This is a genomic window from uncultured Roseibium sp., from assembly GCF_963675095.2.
GTDB lineage: Bacteria > Pseudomonadota > Alphaproteobacteria > Rhizobiales > Stappiaceae > Roseibium.
The window spans coordinates 146164-172782 of sequence record NZ_CAXXSJ010000069.1 but is presented as its reverse complement, the minus strand read 5'-3'; the positions used below and the strand labels follow the sequence as shown (position 1 = coordinate 172782).

At 59.3% G+C, this 26619-nt stretch carries 28 protein-coding genes and 2 pseudogenes; 15 read left to right on the top strand and 15 right to left on the bottom strand.

Annotation, left to right across the window (positions count from 1 at the left end):
• Positions 1 to 253: 253 nt before the first annotated feature.
• Both ABIN98_RS27350 and ABIN98_RS27345 read left to right on the top strand, forming a co-directional pair.
• On the top strand, positions 254 to 1234 hold the full coding sequence (locus ABIN98_RS27350) for a C4-dicarboxylate TRAP transporter substrate-binding protein (RefSeq protein ID WP_346915150.1): 981 nt from the start codon (positions 254 to 256) through the stop codon (positions 1232 to 1234).
• A gap of 49 nt (positions 1235 to 1283) precedes the next feature.
• Complete coding sequence (locus ABIN98_RS27345) at positions 1284 to 1736, top strand: TRAP transporter small permease (RefSeq protein WP_346915148.1); 453 nt, start codon at positions 1284 to 1286, stop codon at positions 1734 to 1736.
• Between the two features lie 20 nt (positions 1737 to 1756).
• Here ABIN98_RS27345 and ABIN98_RS27340 read toward each other — a convergent pair whose 3' ends face one another.
• Complete coding sequence (locus tag ABIN98_RS27340; protein ID WP_346915146.1) at positions 1757 to 1885, bottom strand: hypothetical protein; 129 nt, start codon at positions 1883 to 1885, stop codon at positions 1757 to 1759.
• Between ABIN98_RS27340 and ABIN98_RS27335 the strand changes: the two genes are divergently transcribed.
• Both ABIN98_RS27335 and ABIN98_RS27330 read left to right on the top strand, forming a co-directional pair.
• Positions 1872 to 3023 (top strand): TRAP transporter large permease, encoded by a 1152-nt coding sequence (locus ABIN98_RS27335; RefSeq protein ID WP_346915144.1) that lies wholly within the window; start codon positions 1872 to 1874, stop codon positions 3021 to 3023. The two genes, ABIN98_RS27340 and ABIN98_RS27335, sit on opposite strands and share 14 nt — an antisense overlap.
• 35 nt (positions 3024 to 3058) lie before the next feature.
• A complete protein-coding gene (locus tag ABIN98_RS27330; RefSeq protein ID WP_346915142.1) occupies positions 3059 to 3790 on the top strand; it encodes a GntR family transcriptional regulator in 732 nt (243 codons plus the stop codon).
• Positions 3791 to 3820: 30 nt separating this feature from the next.
• Here ABIN98_RS27330 and ABIN98_RS27325 read toward each other — a convergent pair.
• The 6 genes and pseudogenes from ABIN98_RS27325 to dctP all read right to left on the bottom strand — a co-directional run bounded on the left by ABIN98_RS27325 (position 3821) and on the right by dctP (position 9426).
• Positions 3821 to 4552, bottom strand: a pseudogene (locus tag ABIN98_RS27325) (ribonuclease activity regulator RraA).
• Between the two features lie 24 nt (positions 4553 to 4576).
• Positions 4577 to 6312, bottom strand: a pseudogene (araD, locus tag ABIN98_RS27320) (L-arabinonate dehydratase).
• Positions 6313 to 6317: 5 nt separating this feature from the next.
• A complete protein-coding gene (locus ABIN98_RS27315; RefSeq protein ID WP_346915140.1) occupies positions 6318 to 6482 on the bottom strand; it encodes a hypothetical protein in 165 nt (54 codons plus the stop codon).
• A gap of 10 nt (positions 6483 to 6492) precedes the next feature.
• Complete coding sequence (locus tag ABIN98_RS27310) at positions 6493 to 7809, bottom strand: TRAP transporter large permease subunit (protein WP_346915138.1); 1317 nt, start codon at positions 7807 to 7809, stop codon at positions 6493 to 6495.
• A complete protein-coding gene (locus ABIN98_RS27305) occupies positions 7799 to 8320 on the bottom strand; it encodes a TRAP transporter small permease (RefSeq protein WP_346915136.1) in 522 nt (173 codons plus the stop codon). The genes ABIN98_RS27310 and ABIN98_RS27305 overlap by 11 nt, the downstream gene beginning before the upstream one ends.
• Before the next feature lie 80 nt (positions 8321 to 8400).
• Positions 8401 to 9426: a TRAP transporter substrate-binding protein DctP gene (dctP, locus tag ABIN98_RS27300; RefSeq protein WP_346915134.1), complete on the bottom strand. Its 1026-nt coding sequence runs from the start codon at positions 9424 to 9426 to the stop codon at positions 8401 to 8403.
• Between the two features lie 133 nt (positions 9427 to 9559).
• Here dctP and ABIN98_RS27295 point away from each other — a divergent pair, with 133 nt between their 5' ends.
• Both ABIN98_RS27295 and ABIN98_RS27290 read left to right on the top strand, forming a co-directional pair.
• Positions 9560 to 10285, top strand: coding sequence for a GntR family transcriptional regulator (locus ABIN98_RS27295; protein ID WP_346915132.1), 726 nt, complete (start codon positions 9560 to 9562; stop codon positions 10283 to 10285).
• A 445-nt stretch (positions 10286 to 10730) separates the two neighbouring features.
• On the top strand, positions 10731 to 11606 hold the full coding sequence (locus tag ABIN98_RS27290) for a glycosyltransferase family 2 protein (RefSeq protein ID WP_346915130.1): 876 nt from the start codon (positions 10731 to 10733) through the stop codon (positions 11604 to 11606).
• A gap of 86 nt (positions 11607 to 11692) precedes the next feature.
• Here ABIN98_RS27290 and rfbC read toward each other — a convergent pair whose 3' ends face one another.
• From rfbC to rfbF, 4 genes are read right to left on the bottom strand one after another with little or no spacing between them, the layout of a single operon-like run.
• Positions 11693 to 12226: a dTDP-4-dehydrorhamnose 3,5-epimerase gene (gene rfbC / locus ABIN98_RS27285; RefSeq protein ID WP_346915128.1), complete on the bottom strand. Its 534-nt coding sequence runs from the start codon at positions 12224 to 12226 to the stop codon at positions 11693 to 11695.
• Positions 12226 to 13467, bottom strand: a complete 1242-nt coding sequence (locus tag ABIN98_RS27280; RefSeq protein WP_346915126.1) for a class I SAM-dependent methyltransferase — start codon at positions 13465 to 13467, stop codon at positions 12226 to 12228. Before ABIN98_RS27280 ends, rfbC begins: the two co-directional genes overlap by 1 nt.
• Positions 13464 to 14534 carry a CDP-glucose 4,6-dehydratase gene (gene rfbG, locus ABIN98_RS27275; RefSeq protein ID WP_346915390.1) on the bottom strand — a complete coding sequence of 357 codons (1071 nt, stop codon included), beginning with the start codon at positions 14532 to 14534 and terminating at the stop codon, positions 13464 to 13466. The genes ABIN98_RS27280 and rfbG overlap by 4 nt, the downstream gene beginning before the upstream one ends.
• Positions 14535 to 14540: 6 nt before the next feature.
• Positions 14541 to 15311: a glucose-1-phosphate cytidylyltransferase gene (gene rfbF / locus ABIN98_RS27270; protein ID WP_346915124.1), complete on the bottom strand. Its 771-nt coding sequence runs from the start codon at positions 15309 to 15311 to the stop codon at positions 14541 to 14543.
• Between the two features lie 368 nt (positions 15312 to 15679).
• On the opposite strand from rfbF, the gene ABIN98_RS27265 reads away from it, so the two are divergent.
• A complete protein-coding gene (locus ABIN98_RS27265) occupies positions 15680 to 16591 on the top strand; it encodes an NAD(P)-dependent oxidoreductase (protein WP_346915122.1) in 912 nt (303 codons plus the stop codon).
• A gap of 40 nt (positions 16592 to 16631) precedes the next feature.
• Here ABIN98_RS27265 and ABIN98_RS27260 read toward each other — a convergent pair whose 3' ends face one another.
• The 3 genes from ABIN98_RS27260 to ABIN98_RS27250 all read right to left on the bottom strand — a co-directional run bounded on the left by ABIN98_RS27260 (position 16632) and on the right by ABIN98_RS27250 (position 19791).
• Complete coding sequence (locus ABIN98_RS27260) at positions 16632 to 17774, bottom strand: class I SAM-dependent methyltransferase (protein WP_346915120.1); 1143 nt, start codon at positions 17772 to 17774, stop codon at positions 16632 to 16634.
• A 3-nt stretch (positions 17775 to 17777) separates the two neighbouring features.
• The gene (locus tag ABIN98_RS27255; protein WP_346915118.1) at positions 17778 to 18548 is read right to left on the bottom strand and encodes a CmcI family methyltransferase; all 771 of its coding nucleotides are present in this window, start codon (positions 18546 to 18548) and stop codon (positions 17778 to 17780) included.
• Positions 18549 to 19170: 622 nt separating this feature from the next.
• On the bottom strand, positions 19171 to 19791 hold the full coding sequence (locus tag ABIN98_RS27250; protein ID WP_346915116.1) for a hypothetical protein: 621 nt from the start codon (positions 19789 to 19791) through the stop codon (positions 19171 to 19173).
• A 227-nt stretch (positions 19792 to 20018) separates the two neighbouring features.
• On the opposite strand from ABIN98_RS27250, the gene ABIN98_RS27245 reads away from it, so the two are divergent.
• Positions 20019 to 20723, top strand: coding sequence for a histidine kinase (locus ABIN98_RS27245; RefSeq protein ID WP_346915114.1), 705 nt, complete (start codon positions 20019 to 20021; stop codon positions 20721 to 20723).
• 331 nt (positions 20724 to 21054) lie between these two features.
• Positions 21055 to 21627 (top strand): GNAT family N-acetyltransferase, encoded by a 573-nt coding sequence (locus ABIN98_RS27240; RefSeq protein ID WP_346915112.1) that lies wholly within the window; start codon positions 21055 to 21057, stop codon positions 21625 to 21627.
• Here ABIN98_RS27240 and ABIN98_RS27235 read toward each other — a convergent pair.
• Positions 21572 to 22024 (bottom strand): helix-turn-helix domain-containing protein, encoded by a 453-nt coding sequence (locus tag ABIN98_RS27235; RefSeq protein ID WP_394701646.1) that lies wholly within the window; start codon positions 22022 to 22024, stop codon positions 21572 to 21574. The two genes, ABIN98_RS27240 and ABIN98_RS27235, sit on opposite strands and share 56 nt — an antisense overlap.
• A 169-nt stretch (positions 22025 to 22193) precedes the next feature.
• On the opposite strand from ABIN98_RS27235, the gene ABIN98_RS27230 reads away from it, so the two are divergent.
• The 6 genes from ABIN98_RS27230 to ABIN98_RS27205 all read left to right on the top strand — a co-directional run bounded on the left by ABIN98_RS27230 (position 22194) and on the right by ABIN98_RS27205 (position 26604).
• A complete protein-coding gene (locus tag ABIN98_RS27230) occupies positions 22194 to 22505 on the top strand; it encodes a helix-turn-helix transcriptional regulator (protein WP_346915108.1) in 312 nt (103 codons plus the stop codon).
• Positions 22505 to 22735, top strand: a complete 231-nt coding sequence (locus ABIN98_RS27225) for a hypothetical protein (protein ID WP_346915106.1) — start codon at positions 22505 to 22507, stop codon at positions 22733 to 22735. Before ABIN98_RS27230 ends, ABIN98_RS27225 begins: the two co-directional genes overlap by 1 nt.
• A 201-nt stretch (positions 22736 to 22936) precedes the next feature.
• Positions 22937 to 23773: a ParB N-terminal domain-containing protein gene (locus tag ABIN98_RS27220; RefSeq protein ID WP_346915104.1), complete on the top strand. Its 837-nt coding sequence runs from the start codon at positions 22937 to 22939 to the stop codon at positions 23771 to 23773.
• Positions 23766 to 24224 (top strand): hypothetical protein, encoded by a 459-nt coding sequence (locus ABIN98_RS27215; RefSeq protein WP_346915102.1) that lies wholly within the window; start codon positions 23766 to 23768, stop codon positions 24222 to 24224. The genes ABIN98_RS27220 and ABIN98_RS27215 overlap by 8 nt, the downstream gene beginning before the upstream one ends.
• On the top strand, positions 24221 to 24445 hold the full coding sequence (locus tag ABIN98_RS27210) for a hypothetical protein (protein WP_346915100.1): 225 nt from the start codon (positions 24221 to 24223) through the stop codon (positions 24443 to 24445). Before ABIN98_RS27215 ends, ABIN98_RS27210 begins: the two co-directional genes overlap by 4 nt.
• A complete protein-coding gene (locus tag ABIN98_RS27205; protein WP_346915098.1) occupies positions 24442 to 26604 on the top strand; it encodes a DDE-type integrase/transposase/recombinase in 2163 nt (720 codons plus the stop codon). Before ABIN98_RS27210 ends, ABIN98_RS27205 begins: the two co-directional genes overlap by 4 nt.
• The last annotated feature ends 15 nt before the right edge of the window (positions 26605 to 26619 follow it).

The window sequence follows — 26619 nt, the reverse complement described above, 5'->3', positions numbered from 1 at the left end:
CCGCCGGGATTTTTCGCAGCGGCCGGTCTCCGGCCTGTGCGGAAACCGGTCATCCCTCGGTGATACGCCGCCTTGCATCTAACGCATTGTAACGACGTGGAAAAACCGAGCGTTCGGGTCTCGGGATGAGCTGAATTCGGACCTGCGAGATCTGACAATAAACAGATTGACAGACGTGATCGAACGTAATTAGCAAATCAAAACAACTAAAATATTAGTATATGAAATTGGTTGTTGTTAACGGGAGGAACCTATGAAACGAACCATGAAAGCGCTCGGAGTCTGTGTTGCCTTGGCAGCCGGCCTGAGCATGAGCATGCCCGCATTCGCCGCCACGACCCTTCGCATTGGCACCGTGCTTGCGCCGAATGATCCGATGGGGCAGGGGCTGGATAAGTTCAAGACAGAGGTCGAAAAGGCGACCAATGGCGAAGTCCTGGTGCAGGTGTTCCACAATTCGCAACTGGGCGACACGACGGAAATGATCGACCAGGCACGGGCAGGGGCGAATGTCGGTACGGTGACCGACGTGGCGCGCCTGTCAAGCTTCGTGCCGTCTCTGGCGATCATGTCCGCGCCGTTCCTGTTCGATACCTATGAACAGGCCGACAAATTCGCCCTTTCCTCGGAGTACCTTGGCTGGGGCGATGAATTGAAAGAAAAATCCGGCCTCGTGATGCTGGCCTCGAACTGGTATCAGGGCCCGCGACATGCCCTGACCCAGAAGCCGATATCGACACCGGCGGACCTGAAGGGCGTGCGCATGCGGACGATCGGCGCGCCGATCTGGATCGAAACCATCCGCGCCATGGGCGCCGAACCGACCCCGATCGCCTGGGGGGAGGTCTATTCGGCTCTGCAACTTGGCTCGATTGATGCGGCCGAGGCCCAGCCGACGGCGATCAAGGGCGCGAAGCTCTACGAGGTGATCAAACATGTCACCAAGACCGGCCATATTCAGCTGGTGACCGCCCTGGTGGTTTCCGCCGACGCGTGGGACCAAATCTCCCCGGAAAACCAGAAGATCGTGCGGGACCTTGCGGTCGAGAACGGTCGCTATGCGTCGCAGCTCACGATCGAACTCGGCGAGCAGGCACTCGCCGATGTGGCCGAGAGCGGAGTGACCATATCCGAGGTCGATCTGGCGCCGTTCAAGGAAGCGGTTGCCGGTGTCTACGGCATGCTGAATCTGGAAACCGAAGCGGCCATCGTCAACAAAGTGCTCGGTCGCTAGGATTGTCTCTCATCCTCAAGGCGCAGACGAATAATAAAGGACACTTCTCATGTTGAGACGGGTCGAATTCGCCTGCGCCGCTCTCCTGCTCGCCGCCGTCGTGATCCTCGTCGGCGTGGCATCCGTTGCCCGGGCCGCCGGGTCTCCAATCATCTGGTCGGTTGAGATCGCGCAGTTGCTGTTTCTCTGGCTTTGCGTTCTGGCGATCGACCTTGCCCTGCAGGATGATCGCCATTTCGGTATCGGCCTGATCCTCGACAATCTCGGGCCTGTCGGGCGGAAAGTGATGGAGATCGTCAACCTGATCGTGGTGATCGCATTGCTTGTCTATCTGATGAAGTTCGCCTGGAAAAACATGATCCTCATGCATCCCCGGCTGGACGGCGCCCTGCAGACGCCCGGCTCCTATTTCCACGCCAGCATGGTTGTCGGGTTTGCCCTGATGATCCGGACATTGCTGGTCAAGCTCGTTCACTGCATCCGCCAGAAGGCCGTTTCCTGATGTTGCTTCTCATTGCAGGCCTATTTGCCCTGTTTCTGCTGTGCGGTATCCCGGTGGCCTTCGCGCTGGCCTTGGCGTCGTTTCCGGTTTTCGTGCTGACCGGCACGATGCCCGCCGACCGTCGCCATCCAGAAGATGGTAACGGCCACGCAAAGCTTTCCGCTGCTGGCGGTGCCGTTTTTCATATTCGCCGGCAATCTGATGAATTCCACCGGCATCACCGACCGCCTGATCAATTTCGCACGGCTCCTGACCGGCTGGCTGGCGGGAGGCCTCGGCCAGGTTTCCATTGCGCTCAGTCTTATGATGGGTGGAATATCGGGTTCTGCTGTCGCAGATGCGTCCATGGAAGCGCGGCTGCTCGGACCCAGCATGATCGAAAAGGGGGGCTATTCGAAGGCGGCCACCGCGGCGGTACTTGCCTTCGGCTCGATCATCACCGCCACCATCCCGCCGAGCATCGGTCTGATCCTGTTCGGCTTCATCAACGAAGTGTCGATCGGCCGGCTGTTTCTGGCCGGTATCGTGCCCGGCATTCTGCTGACACTGACCCTGATGGTGACGGCCTGGATCGTCGCGAGGAAAAACGGCTACGCGCCAGACCTCGCGACCCCCGCCGACCTTGTGCCAGCTCTGGGCCGGTTTCCGGGAAAGTGTCTGGGCGCTTGCCTTTCCGGTCATCCTGATCGTGGGCTTCCGGTTCGGCTTTTTCACCCGCGACCGAGGCACGGCGCGTTTCTGGTTTTCTATGCACTGTTCGTTGGCTTCTTCGTCTACCGGGAGCTGAGCTTCGCGAAGCTATACGAGGCGACAAAGGGCACGGTAGCGGATCTGGGAATGGTCATGCTCCTGATCATGATGGCGGCCGTGCTCGGGTATGCGGTGACCATCGAAAGGGGGCCGCAGCAGATTGCGGAACTCGTGACCACGCTTACCAGCGAACCGATTGCGATCCTGATCCTGGTCCTGCTGCTTCTGCTGGTGAGCGGCATGTTCCTGGAAGGGGCTGCCAATATCCTGCTGGTCACCCCGATCGTGCTGCCGGTGCTGGTTCAGGCCGGTTACAATCCGGTACACATGGGGATCCTGATCGTCACCCTGATCAATATTGGCGGGCTGACGCCGCCGGTCGGCGTCATCATGTTCACCGTATGCGGGATTCTCAAGGTCAAGACCGGCGAATTTTCGAAGGCCTCGGTTCCTTATTTCGCTGCACTGCTGGTGTTTCTCGCGCTGCTCGTGGCATTTCCCGCGCTTTCTCTTTTCCTTCCTGGCCAGCTAATGTAGGTCCCGATGATTCCGCTCTGCGAGGTTGATAGTTCATGAATGTCAGTTCCCTGACCGAGGCTCTGGTAAAAGCGTCCCATGATCGCGCCGGACCGGTTCATCCCGGCTCGGCCGCCGGACGGGTTTATGCAAAGCTTCGGGAGCAGATCATATCCCTGGATCTCCCGCCGGACACCGTCCTGTCCCGCGCGTCCATTGCCAAGGAAAACGACGTCAGCCAGTCACCGGTTCGCGAAGCCATACAGGAGCTGGAGAAGGAGGGTCTCGTCATCTCCTATCCGCAATCCAAGACCCTGGTAACGAAGATCGACGTCGAGCATGCACGCGAAACCCAATTCCTGCGTCTCGGCGTCGAACTGGAAGTCGCGAAGTCGCTCGCTGCGGCCGGAAATCCGGACGCTTTATTGCCGTCTTACAGGATCCTCAGGATGCAGAAGATGGCGGGCGAGGACCGGGATATCCCCGAATTCACAGCTCTCGACCGGCTGTTTCATCTCTCGCTATTCCAGGCGGCGGGCGTTCCGGCCTTGTGGCACCTGATTTCGGGCCGCTCGGGCCACATCGACCGGCTGCGACGCCTCAATCTGCCCGATCCCGGCAAGATGACCAATGTGCTCAAGGCCCATGAAGGTATTCTGGAGGCCATATCGGGCGGCAGGCTCGACGATGTGGAGGCGCAGGTAAGGGCGCATCTCTCTGGCACCCTGGCCTCCGTTGGCGAAATCATGAATGCTCATCCGGAATATTTCGACGAGGCGACAGGGTAGGCTTAGATCTGATCTGTCGCCCCGGTGCGATCATCGGTTCTTGCGATCTTCCTGCCACGCCTTGAAACGTTCCTGCGTTTCTGCCCGCGTCGGCGGATAGAGCCCGATGATCGTGTGTCCGGCCTGCACGCTTTCGAGCACGAAGGCCTCGAAGTCCTCCATGCCGGCGCATTCTTCTGCGATTTCATCGGCGAGGTGCGCCGGGATCACGATGACGCCGTCGCCGTCACCCACCACGACATCGCCGGGAAACACGGCCGCGTCGCCGCAACCGATCGGGACATTGATGTCGATCGCCTCGTGCAGGGTCAGGTTGGTTGGGGCGGAGGGACGGGCGTGATAGGCGGGCATGTCGAGGGCAGCGATGCCGTCCGCGTCGCGAAAGCCCCCGTCGGTGACGACACCGGCACAGCCCCCTGACCTGCATGCGCGTGATCAGGATCGAACCGGCCGAGGCGGCACGTGCGTCCTTTCGGCTGTCCATCACCAGAACATGACCTCCCGGACACTGCTCGATCGCGACCCGCTGCGGGTGATCCTCGTTCCGGAAGACCGTGATTTCATTCCGGTCCTCGCGGGCGGGAATATAGCGAAGCGTGAAGGCCTGGCCGACCATGTTGTGGGGCTTTCGCGAGACGGGACCGACGCCCTGTACGAACTGGTTGCGCAAGCCCCCGCTTGAAAAGCGCGGGTCGCAAGCGAAGCTGTCGATATCCTCATCAGTCGGGCCCGGGTTTCACCGGAAAGAATGTAGTCGCTCATGGTGGAGTCCTTTGAGAGGGAACTTCAGAAAATGTCCGGTTCGCCGGCCGTTCGGCCGAAGTCCGATTGCAGGAAGTCGAAGTCGCAGCCTTTGTCCGCCTGAGTGACATGGCGCTGGTACAGATAGCCGTAGCCGCGCTCGTAACGGGGTTTCGGGGAAACCCAGGCCTTGCGGCGTGCGACCAGTTCTTCTTCGCCGAGCAGCATGTCGAGACGCCGGTTGGCGAGGTCGAGGCGCACCGTGTCGCCGGTCTTCAGGAGGGCAAGCGGACCGCCGATATAGCTTTCCGGGGCCACATGGAGCACGCAGGCGCCGTAGGACGTGCCGGACATTCGGGCATCGGAAATCCGCAGCATGTCGCGATACCCCTGTTTGATCAGCGCTTTGGGGATCGGCAGCATGCCCCATTCGGGGAAATCCGGGTCCGCCTTGAGGGCCGGCATTGCGCAGCACCAGCACATGGTCCGGCGTGACCTCCAGGGTCTCGTCATCGATTGCCGCCTTCATTTCGGGATAGCTGTCGAAAAACGAGCGCTGGCCCTTCGTGGAAGTGGAACTTCGGATCGCAGGCCGCGGGCTTGATGATCGCACCGTCCGGACACAGGTTGCCGCGCAGCACCGCAAGCGATCCTTCCCGGTAGACCGGATTGGACAACGGTCGGATGACGTCGTCGTTATAGACCTCCGCGCCTTCGAGGTTTTCGCCCAGTGTCTTCCCCGTGACGGTCAGCGCACCGAGGTCCAGTCGGTCCTCGATCTGCTTCATCAGCGCGCGCAGGCCCCCGGCGTAAAAGAAATCCTCCATCAGGTAGTCCTTGCCGGCGGGGCGGACATTGGCGATGAGCGGTGTGGTGCGTCCGAGCGCGTCCAGATCGTCGAGGGCGAGGTCGATACCGGCACGCCGGGACATGGCGATCAGGTGGACGACGGCGTTGGTGGAACAGCCGGTCGCCATGGCGACCACGGCCGCGTTGCGGCAGGCGGCCTCGGTGACGATCTGGTCCGGAGTCAGGTCCTCCCAGACCATCTCCACGATACGCCGCCCGCAATCGGCGCCCATGCGCTGGTGGCCGGAATCGACCGCCGGGATGGAGGATGCACCGGGCAGGGTCAGGCCCATGGCGTCGGCGATGGCGGTCATGGTGGAGGCCGTACCCATGGTCATGCAGGTGCCGGCGGAGCGCGCGATGCCGCCCTGGATGCCGAGCCACTCCTCGTCGGTGATATTGCCCGCGCGGCGTTCGTCCCAGTATTTCCAGGCATCCGAGCCCGAACCGAGAATTCTGCCGGCGTAATTTCCGCGCAGCATGGGCCCCGCCGGCAGGTAGATCATCGGAACGCCGGCAGACAGGGCGCCCATGACGAGGCCCGGTGTGGTCTTGTCGCAGCCGCCCATCAGCACGACACCGTCGAGCGGATGCGAGCGGATCATCTCCTCCGTCTCCATGGCGAGCATGTTTCGGTAGAGCATCGACGTGGGCTTGGTGAAGCTCTCGTCTACGGAAAGCGACGGCATTTCGACGGCGAAGCCGCCGGCCTGGGTCACGCCCCGTTTCACGTCTTGCACCCGCTCCTTGAAATGCGAATGGCAGGTGTTGAGTTCCGACCAGGTGTTCAGGACGCCGATGATCGGCTTGTCCCTGAAGTCGTCTTCGGAATAGCCGAGCTGCATCATGCGCGACCGGTGACCGAAACTGCGCAGGTCATCCGGGGCGAACCAGCGCGCGGAACGGAGATCTTTTGGGGCTTTGTGCGACATTGTTCTTATCCGGTGAAGGCGAAAGTCAGCCAAATGACGAAGGCGGTGAAAACCAGTCCGGCAAGCTCCGGCCAGTTGCCGAAGTCGGCCTCCCGGGCTTCTTCGGCCTGGAACTCCTGCGGGGAGATGTCCTCGTCCTGACGGGTGAGATCCTGATCCGTGATAGGCATCGCATTCTCCTCAATTCAGCATGTTCGGCAGCCAGAGAGCCAGGTCCGGGAAGAGCAGGACCAGGAACAGGCCGATTGCCTGCAGGCCGATGAACGGCAGCACCGCGCCGAAGATCTCCTGGAGCTGGATGTCTTTCGGAGCCACCGACTTCAGAAAGAAGCACGCGGGACCGAAAGGCGGCGACAGGTAATAGATCTGGATGTTCATGGCGAAGAGCACGCCGAACCAGACAGGATCGAAGCCGAGATCGACCACAACGGGCGCGAAGATCGGCACGGTGATGAAGATGATTGCGATCCATTCCAGGAAGGTGCCCAGCACCATGACGATCAGCATCATCACGACGATCACCATGATCGGGGCGATATCCAGCGACGTAAGCATGCCGCGCAAAAACTCGCCGCCGCCGATCCGGTTATAGATCCCGATGAGGGAAACGGCACCCAGCACCAGCCAGATGATGGACCCGACCGTCAGCGCTGTCTGGCGCATGGCATCGCGCGCCATGGTCCAGGAAAGTTCCTTGCGCACGGCGGCAACGAACAACGCGCCGACGGCCCCGACGGCCGCGGCCTCTGTCACGGTTGCGATACCGGAATAGATCACGCCCAGAACCGCACCGATCAGAATGCCCGGAAGGATCACCCCCTTGAGATGTCTCAGCCGTTGAAAAAAGGGCAGGCCGGTTTCCGGAATATCGTAGATCGGGGCCATGGCCGGGTTCAGCCGGACCCGGATCAGGATATAGGTGATGAAGAGGCCTGCCAGGATCAGCCCCGGCACGGCGGAAGCGGCGAACAACTTGGTGATGGAGACCTGGGCGGCAAGCCCGTAGATGATGAGCACGACCGATGGCGGGATCAGGGTCGCAAGCGCTCCGGCTGCGCAGATGATGCCGATGGAAAGTTTGCGGTCGTAACCGAGGCGCAGCATCTGCGGCAGCGCGATGAGGCCGAGCATCACGATCTCTCCGCCCATGATCCCCGACATGGCGGCCAGAACCACGGCCACGATACAGGTCTGTACGGCGACGGACCCGCGGAAGCGTCCGCCCATGATCGCCATGGAATCGAACAGGGATTTCGCGATCCCCGACCGTTCCAGAACGTTGGCCATGAAGACGAAGAAGGGAACGGCGATGAGCTCGTATTTGTGGAGCACTTCCCCCACGTTTGCCGCGACGATGAAGAAGCCGGCCCGTTCGCCGAAATAGAGGATCGCGGTGCCGAGAGAGACGGTGAGCGTCGTGACCCCGAGCGGGACACCCAGCGCCATCAGCGCAAGAAGGGCCGCGACAATCAGAAGAGTAATGACTTCAATGCCCACCGGCGGTCTCCCCTTCGGTGCCCAGCGCCCATTTGATGATGTTGGCGGAAAGCTGGAGAATGTAGAGGATGCAGCCGACGACCAGCACGACCTTGAGATAAGTGGGCTGTATGGAATTCAACGCGGTCCCGGAATATTCGGTCCGCTTGAGCACCTTCAGGGCCGGCGACCACAACGCCATGGTGAGGACGATGAGGGCGCCGGTCGCAACGAGCATCTGGACGAGGCGCAGGATCCGCCAGACCCGGGGGCTGACGAGGCCCTCGATCATGGTGATTGAAATATGCCGGTTGCGTTCGGTGACATAACCGACCGCCAGCACCCAGGCGGAGGCGCAAAGCGTCATGGCGAGCTCGGTGGACCAGACCGTCGGCCGGTCGAAACCATACCGCATGACGACTTCCATTGCGGAGACGATCACGCAGGCAAAAAGAAGAACGGAACAGCCATGGCCGATGAACACGCTAACGCGGCTCATGATGCTGGCATAGCGGGCGAGTAGGCGTTTCATAAGGTCTCTCCGGTGGCATCGGGCAGATCTGCGCGCACTGCTCCCACAGAGAGCAAGCAGGCGCGCAAATTGCTCTAGACCTATTTCTTGAAGAGACCGATTTCGGTCATGTAGGAGATGTTGGCATCAAGTGCTTCCTGCGCCAGCGCCGATTTTTCGGCGAAGACCTCCCACTGCTTGCGGGCAACCTCGCGCAGCTTGTTCCGGTCTGCCTGGTCCCAGTTGATCACCTCGATCTTTTCGCTGGCATCGTCCCGGGCGGCCAGTTCAGCGTCCTTCCTGTTGACTTCGGCAGCCATCGCGAACATGGCCTCATACCACCAGTCGCGAAGCGCCTTTTGATCGGCCTCTGACAGTGCGTTCCACTTTCCCGTGTTGATGGTGAACTGCATGGATGGCATGGAGTGGATGCCCGGATAGAGCGGGTAGGGCGCAACGTCGTGCAGGCCGGTCGCGTCGTTATTCACATAGGCCGAGGCATCGGCGGCATCCACAATCCCCTTTTCCAGAGCACCGAAGACCTCGGAAAACGGAATGGAAACCGGAGACGCGCCGGCAGCCTGGAAGACCGCCGCCGCCAGGCCTTCCGGCGAGCGGATTTTCTTGCCGGCGAGGTCCTCGAACGTACGGACCGGCACGCGCGCCGGCAACGCTTCGCGGGAGTAGGGGCCGCAAGCGATGACGTGGACTTCGCCGTCCGTGATCGAGTCGGCCGCCTTCTGCATGATGGCTTCGCCGCCGCCGTCCTTACAGAAACCGATCATCTGCTGCGGCGTGTCGTAACCGGAAATCAGGTCGCCCATGATGGCAAAGGCCGGTTCACGGCCGGAGAAGTAATTTACCGAGGTGAAATCGCCGTCCAGAACGCCGGCGGCAACCGCATCGGGCGTTTCCTTGGCCGGGACGACGGACCCGTTCGGCGTCAGCACGATCTCGATACGTCCATCCGTCATGTCCTTGATTTTCGGCAGCCAGTTCTCGGTCAGATACTGGGTCGAAAAATCACCCGCGTTGAACGACGTCTGAATGTTCAGCGTTTCGGCATTCGCACTGCAGGCGAGCGCGGAAACGGAGACCGCGAGAAGCGCGGCGAAGGTTGATTTCATGATTTCCTCCTGACGAAAAGCGCGGGAACTCCTCCTCCCGAACAGCTAATGCACTAATATATTAGTGTATCATTTGCAAGTCTGTTATATGGTTTTATGAAAACGTTCGACGGAAGGTACGGGAAACATCGCGATGAATTTCGAGTCGGTTCACTTGCTGAATGATCTCGGCAACGCCGTGGAGAATGGCCAGGGAGAGCGGATAAAGCGCATTTCCGTGAGCCAGCAGATCCAGGATTCGCTCAGGGCACGGATTGTTTCGCTCGAACTGGCACCCGGCCAGAACCTGTCGCGCAGTGACATCGCCACCCACTACGGCGTCAGCCAGACGCCCGTCCGCGACGCAATGATGAAGCTCGAGGAGGAGGGTCTTCTGACCATCTATCCGCAGTCGAAGACGGAAGTTTCAAAGATCGACGTCGAGCACGCCCGAGAAACCCAGACCCTGCGCCTCTCCCTGGAACTCGAGGTGTGCAGACGCCTTGCGAAATCGGGAGACCCGAAGGCCATCGATCAGGCCCGGAAGATCCTGCATTTACAGGAGACCGCGCTTTCCGATGGTGATCTCGGCCTGTTCTCGATGCTCGACAAGCGGTTCCATCTGTCCCTGTTCCAGGCAGTCGGTATTGCCAATCTCTGGCAACTGGTCGCCTCCAGGTCGGGCCATATCGACCGTCTGCGCAATCTCAATCTCCCCGATCCGGGAAAGGCCGCCAACATCCTGCACTATCACCGGCTGATTCTGGATGCGATCGAGAGCGGCAATGTCCAGGCGACCGACGAGGCCGTCCGCTCGCACCTGTCCGGCACCCTTGAAACGGTCGATCAGATCGTCGCGCGTAATCCGGATTATTTTTGAAACGAGACTCCCCGCGCCCAGGCGCTGCCTGTAGAACCGGGTCGGACACAGTGGCAGATGGCGGAGAGGAAGGGATCCGAACCCACGGAACGCCCGGCCTCCGTCGGCGATATCATGAAATCTATCCTGAATATTTCGGAGAATAGAACGGGGCGTCACCCCGAGATAACGATCTTGGGCGGAAAACTCAGCCCCGGCATGGAGAACACTGCAGTTGATCGGGGCCCCGTTCCGCGCGAGGTGTCCCCCATGTCTCTCGACTGGCATCGACCCGGCGTCGCACGGCAAGGGGCTTATTGACTTGGCAGCGGCAAGCCGCCAGTAACGTGTCGTCTTCTCACCAACCCGATGTGGCAGTTCGATGAAATGCATGAAAAATTGGCTGTTTGTAGAAATAGTCTTTGAGAAAAGCGCCGCGGCCACAATCTTTGTCGGGGAGTGACAGATGAAGAAAGATAAGCTGGTCGTTGTGTTTCCCATATACAACGGCGAGAAAACGATGCTGAAAAGCCTCGAGTGTATCGCTGCGCAGGATTATAGAGATTTTCGGGCAATTATTGTTGAGAACAGATCGACGGACAGAAGTCTGGAAATCGCCGAGGAATTTTGCAGCAGAGACGATCGGTTTGAAGTTGTCCAGAACGAAGAACATCTGAAAGTCATAGATAACTTTCTGAAGGCGATTGAAATAGGAAGTCACCGTGGCGAGTATTTCTGCCTTCGCGCTTGTGATGATTTATCGACCCCGGACTATCTGTCGAAATTGTTGAATGCCCTGGAGGAAGACAAGAGCAAGCTTCTGGCGACAGGGTCTACCAAACGTGTAAGTCCGGAAGGAGAGCGGATTATCAATCCTGCTTCGGAGGTTCTGTCCTTCTGGGAACATGTCACCAGCGGCGACAAGTTAAAGGGCCTTTGGTTTCCGGCTGAATGGTTCTACGGAATCTATCGTTCGAATGGGGCACCCGAGATCCTGAAAGAGCGATTGCCAAAGTTGCGCAGCCCGTGGTGTGTCGCTTCCTACACCGTCGCCGAATTTGTCATTCGTGGCCAAGTCGTGTGGGTTGAAGGTCCGAAATATATTTTCTTTGAAGGTTCGGCCTCCGAGAAGGTCTATACGGCAAAGTCCCTGTTTGAAAAATTCCGCCAGCGATGGGACTACACGATTGGGTGTTATCGCGTCTTGAAGAAGATGCCGCCCCTGCCTTTGCGTACGCGGAGACGGCTGTTCAAGATGTTCTGGAAGGATTCAGGCTGGAAAACCCGCTATCGCCTTCGGCGCCATGTGCGTGGAAAACTCAAAAGCCTGGTCGGACGTTGAAGAAAACCGGGCTGTCAGTCAGTTTTTCTCATGGCTCTTCGTCGACCGAAAAATTGGCCTAACGGGGGGGGGCTCAAATGGCGGCTTCACAACGAATATGAAGCCCAGGTGAGATCAGCCTCGGAGATATACGCGGGGACGGCAGGCCAGGTAATCGCGAACGCAGGATCATCGTAGCGGAAACCGCGTGCATGGCCCGGCACATAAGTCCTACCCATCTGGTAAAGAACGTTCGTCTCGTCCTGCAGTGTCAGGAAGCCGTGCGCACAGCCCTCTGGTATGAACAGGGCGCGCTGGTTATCGGCGGAAAGTTCGAACGCCTGCCAACGGCCATAAGTCGGGCTATCGGGCCTGATATCGGCAACGACATCATAGATTTCCCCGGTCATCACACGGACCAGTTTGGCTTCCGCATGGGGCGGGTCCTGCCAATGCATGCCGCGCAGGGTATGGCGTTTGTGATTGGTCGACAGGTTGATCTGAGTCGATACGAAGTCGATGCCTGCCTTTGAAAAGCTTTCCGGACAATAAAGCCGGACGAAACTGCCGCGTTCATCGCGGTGGCCCTCGGTTTCCACGAGGATGACATCCTTCAGATGCGTTTCGTGAAACGAAAGCATCACAGCACTCGGGTTTCCGGTATTGCGACCACGAATTTCGTGCCGCCTCGTTCCAGATCAGCAAGTTGGCTTCGGATTTCCTCCGCGAGGTTCCAGGCAACGATCATGACGTAGTCCGGTTTGGCGGCAACAAGATCTTCCGGCGCAACAATCGGAATGTGGCTGCCGGGCAGGAACTTGCCCTGCTTGGCGTGGCTGCGGTCGGCGATCAGCGGAATATCATCGGCGGTAATCCCGCAGACATTGAAAAACGTATTGCCCTTTGCCGCGGCCCCATAGGCAGCAACCGTCTTGCCTTCCGCGCGGGCCCTTGCAAGGAATGTCCGGAAATCCACGCAGGCCTTGCGGATCTGCTCCTGGAAGCCGGTGTAGCCCTCCAACCGGTCGAGTTGAGCCGCCTTTTCTTCGGCACGCATGTCGGCCACGGCGGCAGTCGGTTGATGCTTTGCAGTTTCAAGACAGGCGAAGATCCGAAGGGAACCGCCATGGGTAGGCAGTTTTTCGATATCGAAGACGCGCAGCCCCGCCTTCGCGAAGACGCGTTCTACTGTGAATAGGCTCAGGTACGAGTAATGTTCGTGGTAGATGGTATCGAACTGGTTCAGCCTGATCAGGTTCAGAATATGCGGGAATTCGAAGGTCGCGACGCCGTCGGGTGCGAGAATTTCCGTAAAGCCGCGAACGAAATCCAGAATGTCAGGCACATGGGCAAGCACATTGTTGGCCGCGGTCAGGTCGGCAACGCGCCCCTCTGCTGCAAGCTGTTTCCCGGTTGCCTCATTGAAATAGTCGATCCGGGTGTCGATGCCTTTGGCAATCGCTGCCTCGGCGGTTCCTGCGGTCGGTTCGACACCGAGGACGGGAATGCCGGCAGCCTTGAAGTGCTGCAGGAGATAACCGTCGTTACTCGCGACCTCGACCACCAGGCTTTCCGGCCCGAGAGCAAAGCGTTGTTCCATGTCCTCCGCATAGCGTTTGGCGTGCGCAACCCAGCTGTCGGAATAGGAGGAGAAATAAGTGTAGTTCCGATCGAAGATATCGGAATGGGCGACAACTTCATCCGCCTGAACGAGAAGGCAATGCGAACAGACACGCACGACAAGCGGGTAGGCTGTATCGCGGTTCTCCGCAATGTCCTCAGCGGTGACATAGGCGTTCGAAAGAGGCGTGGTGCCGAGGTCCGCGAAGATCGTGTCGAGCGCCTCGCCGCAGAAGCGGCAGTCAGGGGAAGCTTTGGTCATTGGTTCCGGCTTGCGATGGTCAAGAATGTGTTGATCTGTTCGAGCGTGAACGCACGCATATCCGCCCCTTCCGCATAAGCCCGGTACCACTCGGCCGTCCAGTCAACAAGCCGTTCTTCCGTCAAATAGTCCGCCCAGCCTATAGATGTTCGGGCCAGATGTGTATCGAGGCTCAGTTTCAGCATCTCACGAGGCCCCGGATTGCCGGACATGGCCCAGCGGCTGGAGGACGACACGGCGTTGAGGATACGTTCCGCTATGTCCCGCACTGTCGGCGGATGGCCGCCCGCCGGTCCGAAATTCAGCGCGGGTGGAACGTCCGGATTTTGGGCGAGCGCTTCGATATAGAGGAGATAGCCGAACAAACAGTCGAGCACGTGCTGCCAGGGGCGCGTCGCCTCCGGATTGCGCAGCTCCAGTTCGTATCCGCCTCGGACAGCCCGCCAGATGTCCGGGACGATACGGTCTTCGGAGAAGTCGCCGCCGCCGATAACGTTACCGGCGCGTGCCGTGGCGACCTTGATGCCGGAGCGCTCCGCAAAGCTCAACCGCCAGCTTTCCGTCAGGATCTCGCATGCTGCCTTGGATGCCGAATAGGGGTCATGGCCACCGAGCGGATCGGTTTCCTTGAACGGCCGGCCCGTTTCGTCGTTGCGGTAGACCTTGTCCGTGGTCACCACAAGAACCACGGGCGGAGACGGAAGCGGCTTCAAGGCCTCAAGCAGGTTCAGAGTGCCATCGACGTTCGTTTGCCAGGTGAAGAGCGGTTCGGCGTAAGACCGGCGCACAAGCGCCTGTGCAGCCATATGAAGGACAACATCCGGCTTGGTCGCTTGGACCGCTGCCGATACGGCGGACGGATCGCGCAGATCTCCGATGTGGGACTCGATACCGCTCGCACAGTCGGCAAGGTCGAACAGGTTCTCTTCATCTTCGGCCGGCAGCGCGAAGCCGGTTACATGGGCGCCGAGGGCCGTGAGCATCAAAGTCGCCCAAGCGCCTTTGAAGCCGGTGTGGCCGGTCAGCAGAACCCGTTTTCCGGACCAGAAATTCGAACTTGAAACCACCACGGTCTACCAGACCTTCCACGGAGCCTTGCCGGACTGCCAAAGGTTTTCCAGATGGTTCTTGTCCCTCAGGGTGTCCATCGGATGCCAGAACCCGTCATGGCGCCAGGCCATCAATTCACCGTTTTCGGCCAGATTGCTCAACGGTTCCGATTCAAATGCCGTCTGCGGCCCTTCGATATAGTCGAGCACCTTGTAATCCAGAACAAAGAAGCCGCCGTTGATGCGCCCGTTGTCTCCGGGGGGCTTCTCCGTGAAGCAGTCGACCCGGTTACCGGTCATTTCAAGGGCGCCGTATCGTCCCGGCGGAACGACGCTGGTTAGGGTCGCCAACTTGTCGTGTTCTTTGTGAAAGGCGATTTCACCGGCAATGTCGATATCCGCGACACCGTCGCCATAGGTCAGGCAGAAGGGCTCGTCGGGGGTCAGGTAGTTCCGGACCGCCCGGACCCGTCCTCCGGTCATGCTGCTCTCGCCGGTGTCGACCAGCGTGACCCGCCAGGGCTCGGCGGTCGTCTGGTGATAAATGATTTCGCCGCTTCGCGCGTCAATCGTCACATCGGAGGCATGCAGGACGTAGTTGGCGAAATATTCCTTGATCATATAGCCCCGGTAGCCGAGGCAGATAATGAAGTCATGAATGCCGTTTGCAGCATAGATCTTCATGATATGCCAAAGAATGGGCTTGCCGCCGATCTCGATCATGGGTTTGGGGCGAAGATGGCTTTCCTCGGAAATTCGCGTTCCGAGCCCCCCGGCAAGTATCACCGCTTGCATGTGTAATCCGGTCCAATCCAAAGGAAACGGCCGGAATTTAGGTCGCTTTCAAATGAGTGTCGAGCTTTTAATTCTGAAGTCGTCGGACAGAAATGGTCAGAATACTTATTGTTGGAAATTCTTATAGAGAACGCCTTTTTTTAAAGTTTTTATTTCTTTCCAAACGTCGGTTTCACCACTCGTCTCTGATCTGCTGTTTGATGCGGACTGCAAAACAAAGGTATTTTTGATCCATAGGCTCTGCAGCTGATGGGGCAGCCTTTTTACTGTAGTTTTCCGGTAAGGCGAATCGGGCGCGTGGAACAATGATTTGCCTTTGCTTTTCCCGCATTCCCGCCCGTGCCAATAGAACGAAGGACTTCAGGAGTATGGCTGAACCTATACGAATCCTTTTGACCGGTGCTTCAGGCTTCCTGGGGCGTCAGGTGTCGGAACATCTTGCTGCCCAGGGGCATCACGTCACTGGCGTCGGCCGGGATCGAAAACAGGAGATATCCTGTGACGAGTGGATCAGCATGGATCTTCTCGAGGGCGATATGGACCGGTTGGTTGAACAGGCGAAACCTGATGTCCTTATCCATCTGGCGTGGGTTACGCGGCACGGCCAGTTCTGGACCGCGGCCGAGAATTTGACCTGGGTCGGGGCCTCGCTCAGGTTGTTGCTCGCTTTCGCGGCACGAGGTGGAAAGCGCGCGATATTCGCTGGAACCTGCGCGGAATACGATCTGGCGGCCGACCATGAAAAATTCAAGGAAACGATGACTGCAGCGGCGCCATCGATGCTGTATGGCGTGGCGAAGGATGCAACACGTCGGGTGTGCGAAAGTTACTGCAGTCAGATCGGCGTATCGTTTGCCTGGGCGCGGCTCTTTTTCCTGTTCGGGCCATTCGAGGATCCTGGCCGCCTGGGTGGATCGATCTGTCGAGCGCTCACTTCAGGACAGGAAGCGCGATGCTCTTCCGGCAGACAAGTTCGCGATTTCCTGAGCACCATCGATGCCGGAGCTGCGATCGCCGAACTGGCGTTGTCCAAGGCAGAAGGTCCCGTCAATATTGGTTCAGGGCAAGCCGTAACCATTGCACAGTTTGCGGAAGCTTTCGGAAGAGCGTCTGGAAATCCAGAACTGATCAAGCTTGGAGCTCTCCCGGATCGGCCGGGCGAACCCCAGCGCATCGTCGCAGACATCACTCGTCTCGAGCAGGAAGTTGGGTTCCGCCCGGCTGCGACATTTGAGCAAAGGGTTCAGGAAACGCTGGACTGGTGGCGGGCGTCGCTCTGATCAGTGGGAAACCATGGTCCCGCACCGATAGCGAACGTGCCTAGTGAACGAGGATGATATCCGGTGTCAGGCCCCGTTCGTCCAGCGACGTCCGGATTTCGGTTTCGTAATTGGGGTTCATCACGAAAACCGCTGACGGCTGAACATTGACGAGGTCGTCGACTGAAACGACAGGGTGACCGGTGCCGCCGATAAAGTGCCCCTGTTTTGCAGGGTTGATGTCGACAAGGCCGGAAAAAAGTATCTTTTCCGGATCGATGATTGTCGCGAACGTAACGCCCTTGGCGCCTGCACCCCAGATGTAGATAGGCCCGTCAGCTCGATATTTTGAAGCCCGCTCGGTCCAGATCTTTACATAGTTGGTTTCCAAGGCGCGAAAACCCGAACGGTTTAACGGCTCTGCCGACTGCCCCTCCGCCCACAGATACTGGCCGTCAAAACAGGTTGAGGTGACTTCGGGCACGAAACCGGCTTGCTCGAAAGCGATCGCGATCGAGCCGAGCGTGAAAAGCGAGCAATGCTCGTAGAAAAAGTCATGCATGACGCCGTTACGAATGATCCAGTCGTTCGTCGGTGTCTCCAGATAGATCTTTGCAGTATTGCCTTCCGGCAGGGCGCGCCGGATGTCTTTCAGGAACTTAACCGGGTCCGGCACATGCTCGATCGTATGCCGGCTGACAATGATGTCCGGAGAAATCCGGTTCTTCTGCGCGGTGTCGGCGTTAAAGTACTCCTTGAAGATTTCGATCTTGTCGGATCGTTTGTCATCGCGACAAGCCGGATCGAAACCAACGGCGCGCGTAATCCGGTCCTGTCCGAAGGCTGCAGTAAGATCGGCGAGGAAGTCGCCCTGGCCGCATCCGACTTCAAGGATTTCCAGTTTTCCCGCAGGTGCGCTTGAGACAATCCGGTCTATGCGATCGCGCAGATGCGATTTGAAGACGTCCGAGTAACCCTGCGCATTGTCGTAGTTGTCCGCGTAGTCGATCAATTCCGGATTAAACGCTGCGTTCCAGACAAAACCGCAGCGATCGCAAGCCCGGATTTCAAGCGGACAAATGCCGCTCTGTCGTGCCGTTTCAGCATCTGCATAGACTGCATTCTGCAGCGCGGGACTGGTCGAGCGATCGAGTATGCGGCTGTTGGACGGGCTGTGGCAAACCGGGCAGGATCTATCGGACATGCTTTAGTCAGTCCGCCGCCTCAGCCACGCGCTCGGCCAATAGGTTGGGGCCTCGGCAATCGTGGATTCGTTGAAGGCTGGTACCGGTGCTTCGATCGTGAATTCCGGGTGGGCCGCCGCGAAATCTTCTGCTGCGTTGGAGGGATTGTCCTTTGTCCAGGACGGATCGCCATTCGGTACGTCCGTGAGATCACGCATGATGCCATCGGTCGCGACGATGTAAGAGCCAGGGCTTACAAGATCTGCATAGGCTTCAAGCTCGTCCATGACATGGGCGTAGCTATGGTTTGAATCCAGGATAATCAGGATCTTTTCATGGTCTTTCGCATAGGCCTTGACCTTCTCGACGATGTCGGGAGCCGTCGAGCTGCCTTCGATCAGGTCAATCCGCTTGGATAGTGCGTGGCTCTCGATCGCCCGGCGGTTGGGTGGGCGAATGAGAATGTCTATTCCAAGCACCTGACCTTTTCCAATCGCTTCGAGCAGCGTGGCGTAATAAATCAGGGAGCCGCCATGGGCCACGCCGGTTTCAATGACCAGATCGGGTTTGACGTCATAAATGACTTCCTGGATGCGCAACATGTCCTCAGGAAGCTGGATGATCGGTCGTCCGAACCAGGAAAACCGGTACGAGTATTTCTGGTTCCAGCCGATGCGCGTATAGAGCGGCATCAACGCATTAAGCGCTGCGTCCGAATACAGCGGCAGCGTTTCAGAACCGTTTTCGTCCTGACGGGTAAGGGTCCGGTTTTCTTCGTCGAGGATGATTTTCATGTTCGTGAAAGGCTCTGCAATTGAAGTTGGCGGACTTCATATCAGTCGCACTTTTGCAAAGCAAACCGGCAATGCCCTGATCCTCATGAAGTTCTCAAGGTGCATTGCCCGATGCGTGCTCGGGACGGATATACCAGCAACGACCGATCGGTGCCTGTCTGAGCTCAAACGTAGGCGAGGGAATTTGGCTGATCAGCTCCAGGAGCTATGATCTGGGATATATCGACCTGGAGCAGAGAACATTACAGACAATCTGTAACGCGCAAGTACGGATGGCACTGACGGGGAAAACCGGGGAAGTGCGGGGACCGGGGGATTTTGGCGGAAATCTGCCGATCGTTGGCGGGGAGCCGGGGAACCTGGCGGAGAGTGGCGCGCAAGTTAGGATGGCACGAGGACGATAGATCGCGGCTGGCCGATTTCGTGCCATTTGAAAATACGTAAAGAAATCAAACACCGCGCAAGTTTGAGGTGGGAACTGAAAAGGGCAGCAATGCTTACCAGTTCCCACCTTGCGAAAACGGCGCGTTTCCGCCGATGGTGAGAAGCCCGATCAATTGCGGTGCCGGCCGAGGTGGGAACTTTCAAACAGCCTTTACAGCCCGTTTGAGCGGGCATTAATTCAGCGGAGCTTTGGCGCGTTACCAAGGGTCTCTGCCAACTCGCGAACGTTGTCACGCATGGCCTGGCCGGCGGCATCGGCAAGGGCCTTTGAGCCACCTTCGCAGGCGAAGCCGGCACCGCTCTCGGCTTCCGCGTCCCCCTCGACCGTCTTGCCAAGGAGGCGGCCATGACGCCCGTCGACGGTGACGGCAGTCGCCAACTCAACCCGTGTTCGTGCCGTCGCGGACACGAAGCCGGGAAGCATATCCAGGCGGCCGCGAATATCCTCAGCCCTGATGGCGATCATTCCACGCGCTCCGCGCGCAGCCAGTTGATCCGCCGGCACCGGCTTGTCGACCACTTCCAGATCCGCGAACACATTTTCCAGCGTCTGGCGTACCGAGCTTTGAAAGCTGCCCTTCAGGTCGAGCGGATAGTTATGGGCGGAACACTGATATCCCGAAGGCCGAACGACAGTCGAAAAGCGATCGGCATCAACCGCCAGCAGCCATTTTCCGCCGATCTTCGAGCTGTAGGACAGCGGCACATTGTACGCGGGCGAAGAAATCGTCTCCGCCTTGTAAGCGCATCCGGAAACCCCAGCCGCAAGCACGGCGCACATTAAATAGTGAGATTTCATTCGACGGGCTCCCCAGACATTTCCCTTTTCCCGCCATTGATAGACCAGATATGTCCCATTGAACAATCGTCTTCCGAGTTCTGGCCGGCAATGCAACCTGCGTTCCCGCCGCGATTGGTATCTCAGGGGAAATTAATTCGATAGCCTTATTAAGTTATTGCGAATCTATTGAGGTCTTTATGTGTTCCTTCCGGATTGTTGGTTTCGCCCTCATAATGTGCCTTTCCTTGACGGCATTTGCGCAGACAACTGAAGAAGAAATTCTAGCCGCCGCCAGCCAGGACGCGCGGATCTCGGAGTTGACCGCCGAGCGCGTCCTTTACGCGGCTGATCAGGCCCTCGACGCGGCGGCGGTGATCGTGTCGACCCTGCGCAACGACCGGCTTGTCCATGAGGAGCTGAAGCGCGTTGCGGAGGGCGTCCCAGGCACGCGGGCAATTATTGTGATCGGCCCGGATGGCCGATTGAAGCACGACAGCTACAAATATCCGCCGCAGGACCTCGACCTGTCCGATCGGACGTATTTCAAGGAAGGCCTGTCGCGGTCCGGCCTGGTCGCAGGCAAGGCTGTCGTCGGCCGCACCTCCGGGGCATCATTCGTGCCGCTGGTCAAGCGGATCGGAGCGTTGACCTTCGTGGCGGTCACCTCGCCGTTCGCGCTGGTGGACGTAAAGACACAGTGCGGAGACTGCTGGTCCCTGGCGATCAAGGATGACGGCGACCTGGTTTCGATCTTTCCGCCAGAAGCGCAGGTATCCCCGGCGCTCCTGAATATTGCCGTTCAATCGAACGAAAGGACGGGCACCCGCATCGCCCGGTACCGCAACTCAGTTATTGCGGTGGCCTGGATAAAGAGCGAGCGGTTTCCCATCATATCGGTTGCCGTTCGAGGCTTGCCGGATACCGCATTGCCCGACATCGATATCAACTAGAAGCCGCTTGGCGATCTCTTCCGGCCGGCGCGGCCAGGACTGATTTGCCTGCGCTTCCATCCAGATGACGGTCGCCGGCTGTCCGGTTGACCGCGACGCCAGGGCCGCGAGCTTCGCCAAGTCGTCGTCGCCGATGCCGGGCCGAAGCAGACCAAGCACGAAAACAGTTGCCAATCCCGCAATGTAGGCAATAGCACCGACAGCGGCCAGGCACCGGTAATTGCGAAGTCCGTTCATCCGGCGCGTTATTAATTCGCGTGTAGACTGGTCCAACATCGCTTTCCTCCCCTACGCAATACTGACAATTGCAACTTATGGGGAATAAAAGGCGATGTCTACACTTACGGGTATTCGGCCGGCAGAGGCAACGGATGCGGAAACCATAGCGCGAATTCATGCGGCTTGCTGGCGGGAGGTCTACCGTTTCATGCCGCCCGAAGTGCTGGCGCTTCGGTCCGTTGACTATCGCCTGGAGCAGTGGCGGACCTGGTTCGATACGGCTCCGGCAGGCGAGGCGGTCTACGTCCTGCTCGATGGCGACGCGGTCGTTGGGTTCGCCATGGCGAAGCCGAACCGGGACGCGGCAATAGACGTGCCCGGCGAATTCCATGCCTGTTACATCCTGCCCGGAAATCGGGGCGGGGACGCCGGTCCGGTTGCGATGATGGCGTTGGCGCAGCATCTGAAACGTTCGGGGCTCTGGCCCGCCTGCGTCTGGGCCTTCAAGCGCAATCCCTATCGCCGGATCTATCCGCAGCTCGGCTGCGTTGCCGAAGTCTTCCGCGATCGTGTGATCGGCGGGCAGGCCCTTGCGGAGATCGGTTATAGGGTGCCGGATTACGACGCGCTCATGAGCCGTCTTGAGACGATGTGCGCTTCAGCCGTTCGGCGGCAAACTGGATGACCTCGGAAGCCGCATCATCGCCCACGTCTTTCCGGCTGACCAGATAGTCGAGCATCTCGACGAACTGGTCGGCAGCCTGATCCGGTTTTGTGCGCCTGGGCAGCTTTTCCCAGAATGTGGCGGCGATGTTCCAGACGTATTTTCGGACGTCGGTCATTGACGTTGGCACGTCGACAATTTCGACACGCGCCTGCTTGATGCCACTGCCTACGGCTAACCACTCCACGGAAACTCCCGTTACACGCGAGATCTCAACCAAAGTCGAAATCTTCGGTTCGGTCTTGTTAGAGGCATAGTCGTAAATGGTCCTGCGCTTGACATTGGCTAGCTGAGCCAGGCTGTCGAGCCCGCCGATTTCGTCGGCAGCTTTCCTTATGCGGTCACCAAGTGTGTCCATCACGCATGAGTGCAAAAATCCGCACAATGCAGAAAACCGCATTGACTTAGTGCGAAAAATCGCACAACCTCCATTTCATCGGCTCGATCATTCGCGCCGAGTTGTCACAACAAAAACCCAAAGAAAACGGCTTGCGGCAACAAGCCGTTTTCCCAAAGCGAGGCATCCAATGGCGAAACCGCTTCAGGTCCCCCCAGGTGGCTGGGACCAGCATTCGATAAAGGCCGAGCTTCACCGCCAGGGCATGACCCTGAGGAAGCTCGCGGAGCTGGCCGGCATGCAGCCGAACTCCTTTTCCCACGTCTGGAACCGAACCGTCCGCAAGGCCGAAGAGGAGATTGCGAATTTCCTTGAGGTCGATCCCAAGGAGCTGTGGCCGGACCGGTATCCCATCAGGACCGCGCGAATCCTTTCTAGCAAGTGTGAGGCCCTCACGGCTAGCCAGAAACGCACGGCCGCTCCGGACAGGAAAGCCGCGTAATGGCGCAATCCAGTCTGGTTGCCGACATCGGCCTGACCGCCGCCTGGGCGGTCCTCACGCTGGCGGTCGCGGTGGTCGCTCTCCTGGTCCTTTATTTCGCGCTCTACAGCCGCGCTGCCGAGAAGGCCGAGCGAGACGCAATTGGCGACCCTGATATCGCGGACAGGGCGAAGGCAGCCAGGCAGGATCTGAACCCGTTCGGATATCCGAAAAGAGGCAATTCCTGGTGAGCGTAGGCGCGGCCAAAGACGGTTTCAAGGTTTCCCCGGACCTCACGGGGGAAACGCAGCCACTGCGCAGTGTGGCTGGCGGCGGGACTACCCGCGTTAGTGCGCCCTGCTTGGGCGTTTCCTCCCTTGACCCTTGCCGGGCGGCATCATGGGCCCGTACAGCCCGCCGCCCGGTCTTTTCTCCCGTAGCGAGTTAGAGACATGACAGATCGGTCGATAAAGATTGACGACATCTCGGTGCCTGAAGGGCGCCTTAGGGACGTGGACCCGGAGTGGGCTGCGACGCTGGCAGGTATGTTCGAGGAAGTCGGACACAAAGCGCCGATCGATGTGGAGCGCACCGAGGCCGGTTTCAAACTGGTCGCGGGCGGACATCGTCTCGCAGCGGCAAAGCTCCTCAAGTGGAAAGAGATCAAGGCTCGCGTCCTGGAGCCGAAGACGGATCAGCCTGCGGCAGAGATGCGGTTGCACGAGATCCTGGAGAACCTCGCAAGGAAGGACTTCAACGCCCTGGAACGGTGCGAGGCCCTGTTCGAACTGAAGCGCGTTTACGAGGCGCTGCATCCTGAAACCAAGAACGGCGGTAAGCGCGGCAACCAGCACACCGGCGGCGAAAAGAGGCAGATCGCAATTTTTGCGTTCTGCCAAAATGCCACCGACACCACAGGGCTTTCGCGTCGGTCTGTCGAGCTTGCCGTCCAGATATTCGAGGGCCTGTCGAAGGAAACCCGCGAGCGCCTGAAAGGCACCGCTCTCGCCCAGAAGCAGAGCGACCTGAAGGCGCTGTCCGTCCTGAACGCCGCCGACCAGAAGAAGGTCCTCGGCTTGCTGTTCGCAGAGCCACCCCAGGCCGCATCGGTCGGGGATGCGGTCATCCTTGCGGAAGGTAAGAAGCTCCCATCTGCTTCTGAAAAGATGTTCCGCTCGACCCAGGACAACCTTTCGAAGCTGCCGAAAGCATCTCGCGTCATCCTCTTCAAACATTACCAAAAGGAGATCGTGGCGCTCGCGAAGAAGGAGGGCTGGCTCGATGCCTAAGGAGACCGACCCTTTCACGATCGACATGTTCACCGGCTGGACACCGCCGCGCGTGAGCGTCGGTTTCGAACCGGATGCGATCCCAGGCACGCGGCTGGCGTCCCGGATCAGCCGCGCCATTGCCAAGGCGTGCAACGAATGCGGGAAGAACAGGGCGACGATCGCCGGGCTCATGAGCGAACAGCTCGGCACCCGGATTACCGTTTCCATGTTGGACGCCTACTGCTCGGAAGCGAAGACCCAGAACAACATCACGGTCGAGCGGTTCATCGCGCTTATTCACGCGACCGGAAAAACCGAGCTGCTCGGCTTCATTGCCGATGATTTCAACATGGCGGTTGTCGCGAAGAAGTTCGAAAGCGTCATCGAACTGGCGCTGATCGAAGACCATCAGCGGATGATCGACGGGCGCAAGAAGATCCTCCAGGCACAGCTTAGGAGGGGCGCATGAAACAGGCCGATATCCATCCCTGCTTTTCCTGCAAGCTGCCCGATTGCGATGATGGTTCTCCGCGTTGCGCTCTCAGGCGGGCGTCGAACGAATATTCCCGGCTCAACAAGGCCGGTGAACCGGTCTCCAACGAACTGAGGACGAAGGCGAACATCGCTTGGAATGAGCTTTATAGCCACACCCGATACCGGGAGAAGGCAGAGCGCGGAGGACGGTCATGAAACTCTGGCTCACTGCTCAGGAGATCGCGGATCTCAAGCTGCCCGGCTTTCCCGAAACCAAGCGCGGCATGCTCAAGACCATCGAGCGCGAGGCGTGGGCGGGGACGCCGCTCTGCCGCCGTCGTGAGGGCAGGGAAGGCGGCGGCGGGTACGAGTACCATATCGACCTGTTCCCGCTTCCTCAGAAGCTTGCCTATGCGTCCGGCTTCGTTCGGATCGAGCAAGAGGACTTCCGGACGGAAACGGATGTGTCCCTGTCCGCCGCCGAACGGCAGGCGCGGGACGCGCGGCTCGTTCTGCTCAAGGTGGCGGACCGCTTCCGGAAATCTTCCGACATGAACGCGGTCGCGGCGGATGATCTGTTTTCCGACCTCTACGAGCGGGGCGAAGTGCCGGTACCGGAGTGGGTGAGGGAGGCCGTGAAACGGCTCTCCAGGCGGACCCTTGCCCGCTGGCGCAGCGATGCGCTGTCCGACATGAACCGGCTCGCTCACGATCCGTCCTCGGCGCGCAAGGGGACGGGCGTCCTCGACCGCGCCGAGTGCGGACGGCTGAAAGCCTATTGCCTCGCGGTCTACGCCTCCAACCAGTTCCTGTCCGCGAAACACATCCGCAACACCGCAATCGCCGAGTTCGGCAAGACGATCCTGGTCGACACCAAGCGAGGCCAGGAACGGGTTCCGATGCCGCCTTTGAGGACGTTTCAAAACGCCCTTAAAGGCTGGAAGGCGGAGCTTGGAAACGAACTGCTCAAGATCACAGACCCGGACGCCTACAAGTCCAAGGTGCGCTTTGTCGCCAGCGGCGCGAACCGGGTGGACCGGTTGAACGAGCGGTGGGAGATCGATGCCTCGCCGTCCGATGTTATGACCACGGACGGCCGTATGAACATCTACATGGCGATCGACCTTTATTCCCGCCGCACGGTTCTCCTGGTGACGGCCACGCCCAGAGCTGCCGCCGTTGGCCTCCTGATCCGAAAATGCCTTCTCGCCTGGGGCGTTCCCGAACTGATCAAGACGGATAACGGTTCCGACTTTGCCGCCAAGGCTACCGTGCGGCTGCTCGATGCTTTGGGCATCGAACAGGATTTCTCCGCACCCTATTCCCCGGAACAGAAGGGCACTGTGGAGCGGGTGATCGGCACGTTCCAACGGGACTGCGCCGCGACATTGCCGGGCTTTATCGGACATTCGGTTGCTGATCGGAAAGTGATCGAACAGCGCAAGGCGTTCTCAGCTCGGCTCGGTACTGACGACGCCAAGTTGTTTCATGTCGAAATGAGCGCGGTGGATTTGCAAGTGGAAGCGGACCGCTGGTGCTGTGAGCAGTATGCGCAAACACCCCATGAGGGTTTGAAGCGCAATACGCCCTACGAGGTCGCGGCCGCGTGGAGCGGGCCAATCCAGGCGATCGAAGATCAGTCCATGTTGGACGTACTGCTCGCGCCGATCGCCGGGCAAAACGGCATACGCCGTGTGACGGCACAGGGAATTCGGATCGACGGTGAATACTACTACACCGGCGATGTCATGCCCGGCCGGGACCTTCTGGTCCGCCACAATCCGGAGGATCTCGGCCGGGTCTGGCTATTCGATCCGACGGGCGAGGAATTCCTCGGCGAAGCGGTGAACCCGGATCTTGCCGGGCTCGATCCGGCCGAGACCATCGCCAAGGTCCGCGCGGAACAGAAGCGCCTGGAAGAAGAACGGCTCGCGGATATTCGTCGCGAAAAGCGCAAGATTACTCCGCGCACCGTCGTGGAGGCACAGCGCGCAGCCTATCAGCGCAATGCCGATGTGTTGAGCTTTCCCAAGCTGACCGAAAGGCATGAAACCGCGCAGACCAAGGCCGCCGCAGACGTCAAGAAACGGCGCGAGCCGCGCGCCCTGAGTGACCGGGAAGCGGCAATGATGGAAAGCCTGAAGGCCGACGCCAAGCCCACCGCAACGGTGCACAAGATTTCCGGGTTCGAGACGCCCGACGCCCGTTTTCGCCGCGCCCTCCAATTTGAAGAGCGGATCCAGGGCGGAACCCCTTTGTCGGATGAAGACGCCATCTGGCTTGCCGGCTATCAGGCCGGCCCTGAATACCGCGCTTATCGGCTGGTCTGGGAAGACAACCAGGAGCGCAAGAAACGCGTACCGCCCGCGTCCTAGGGCAGAGAAAAGGCC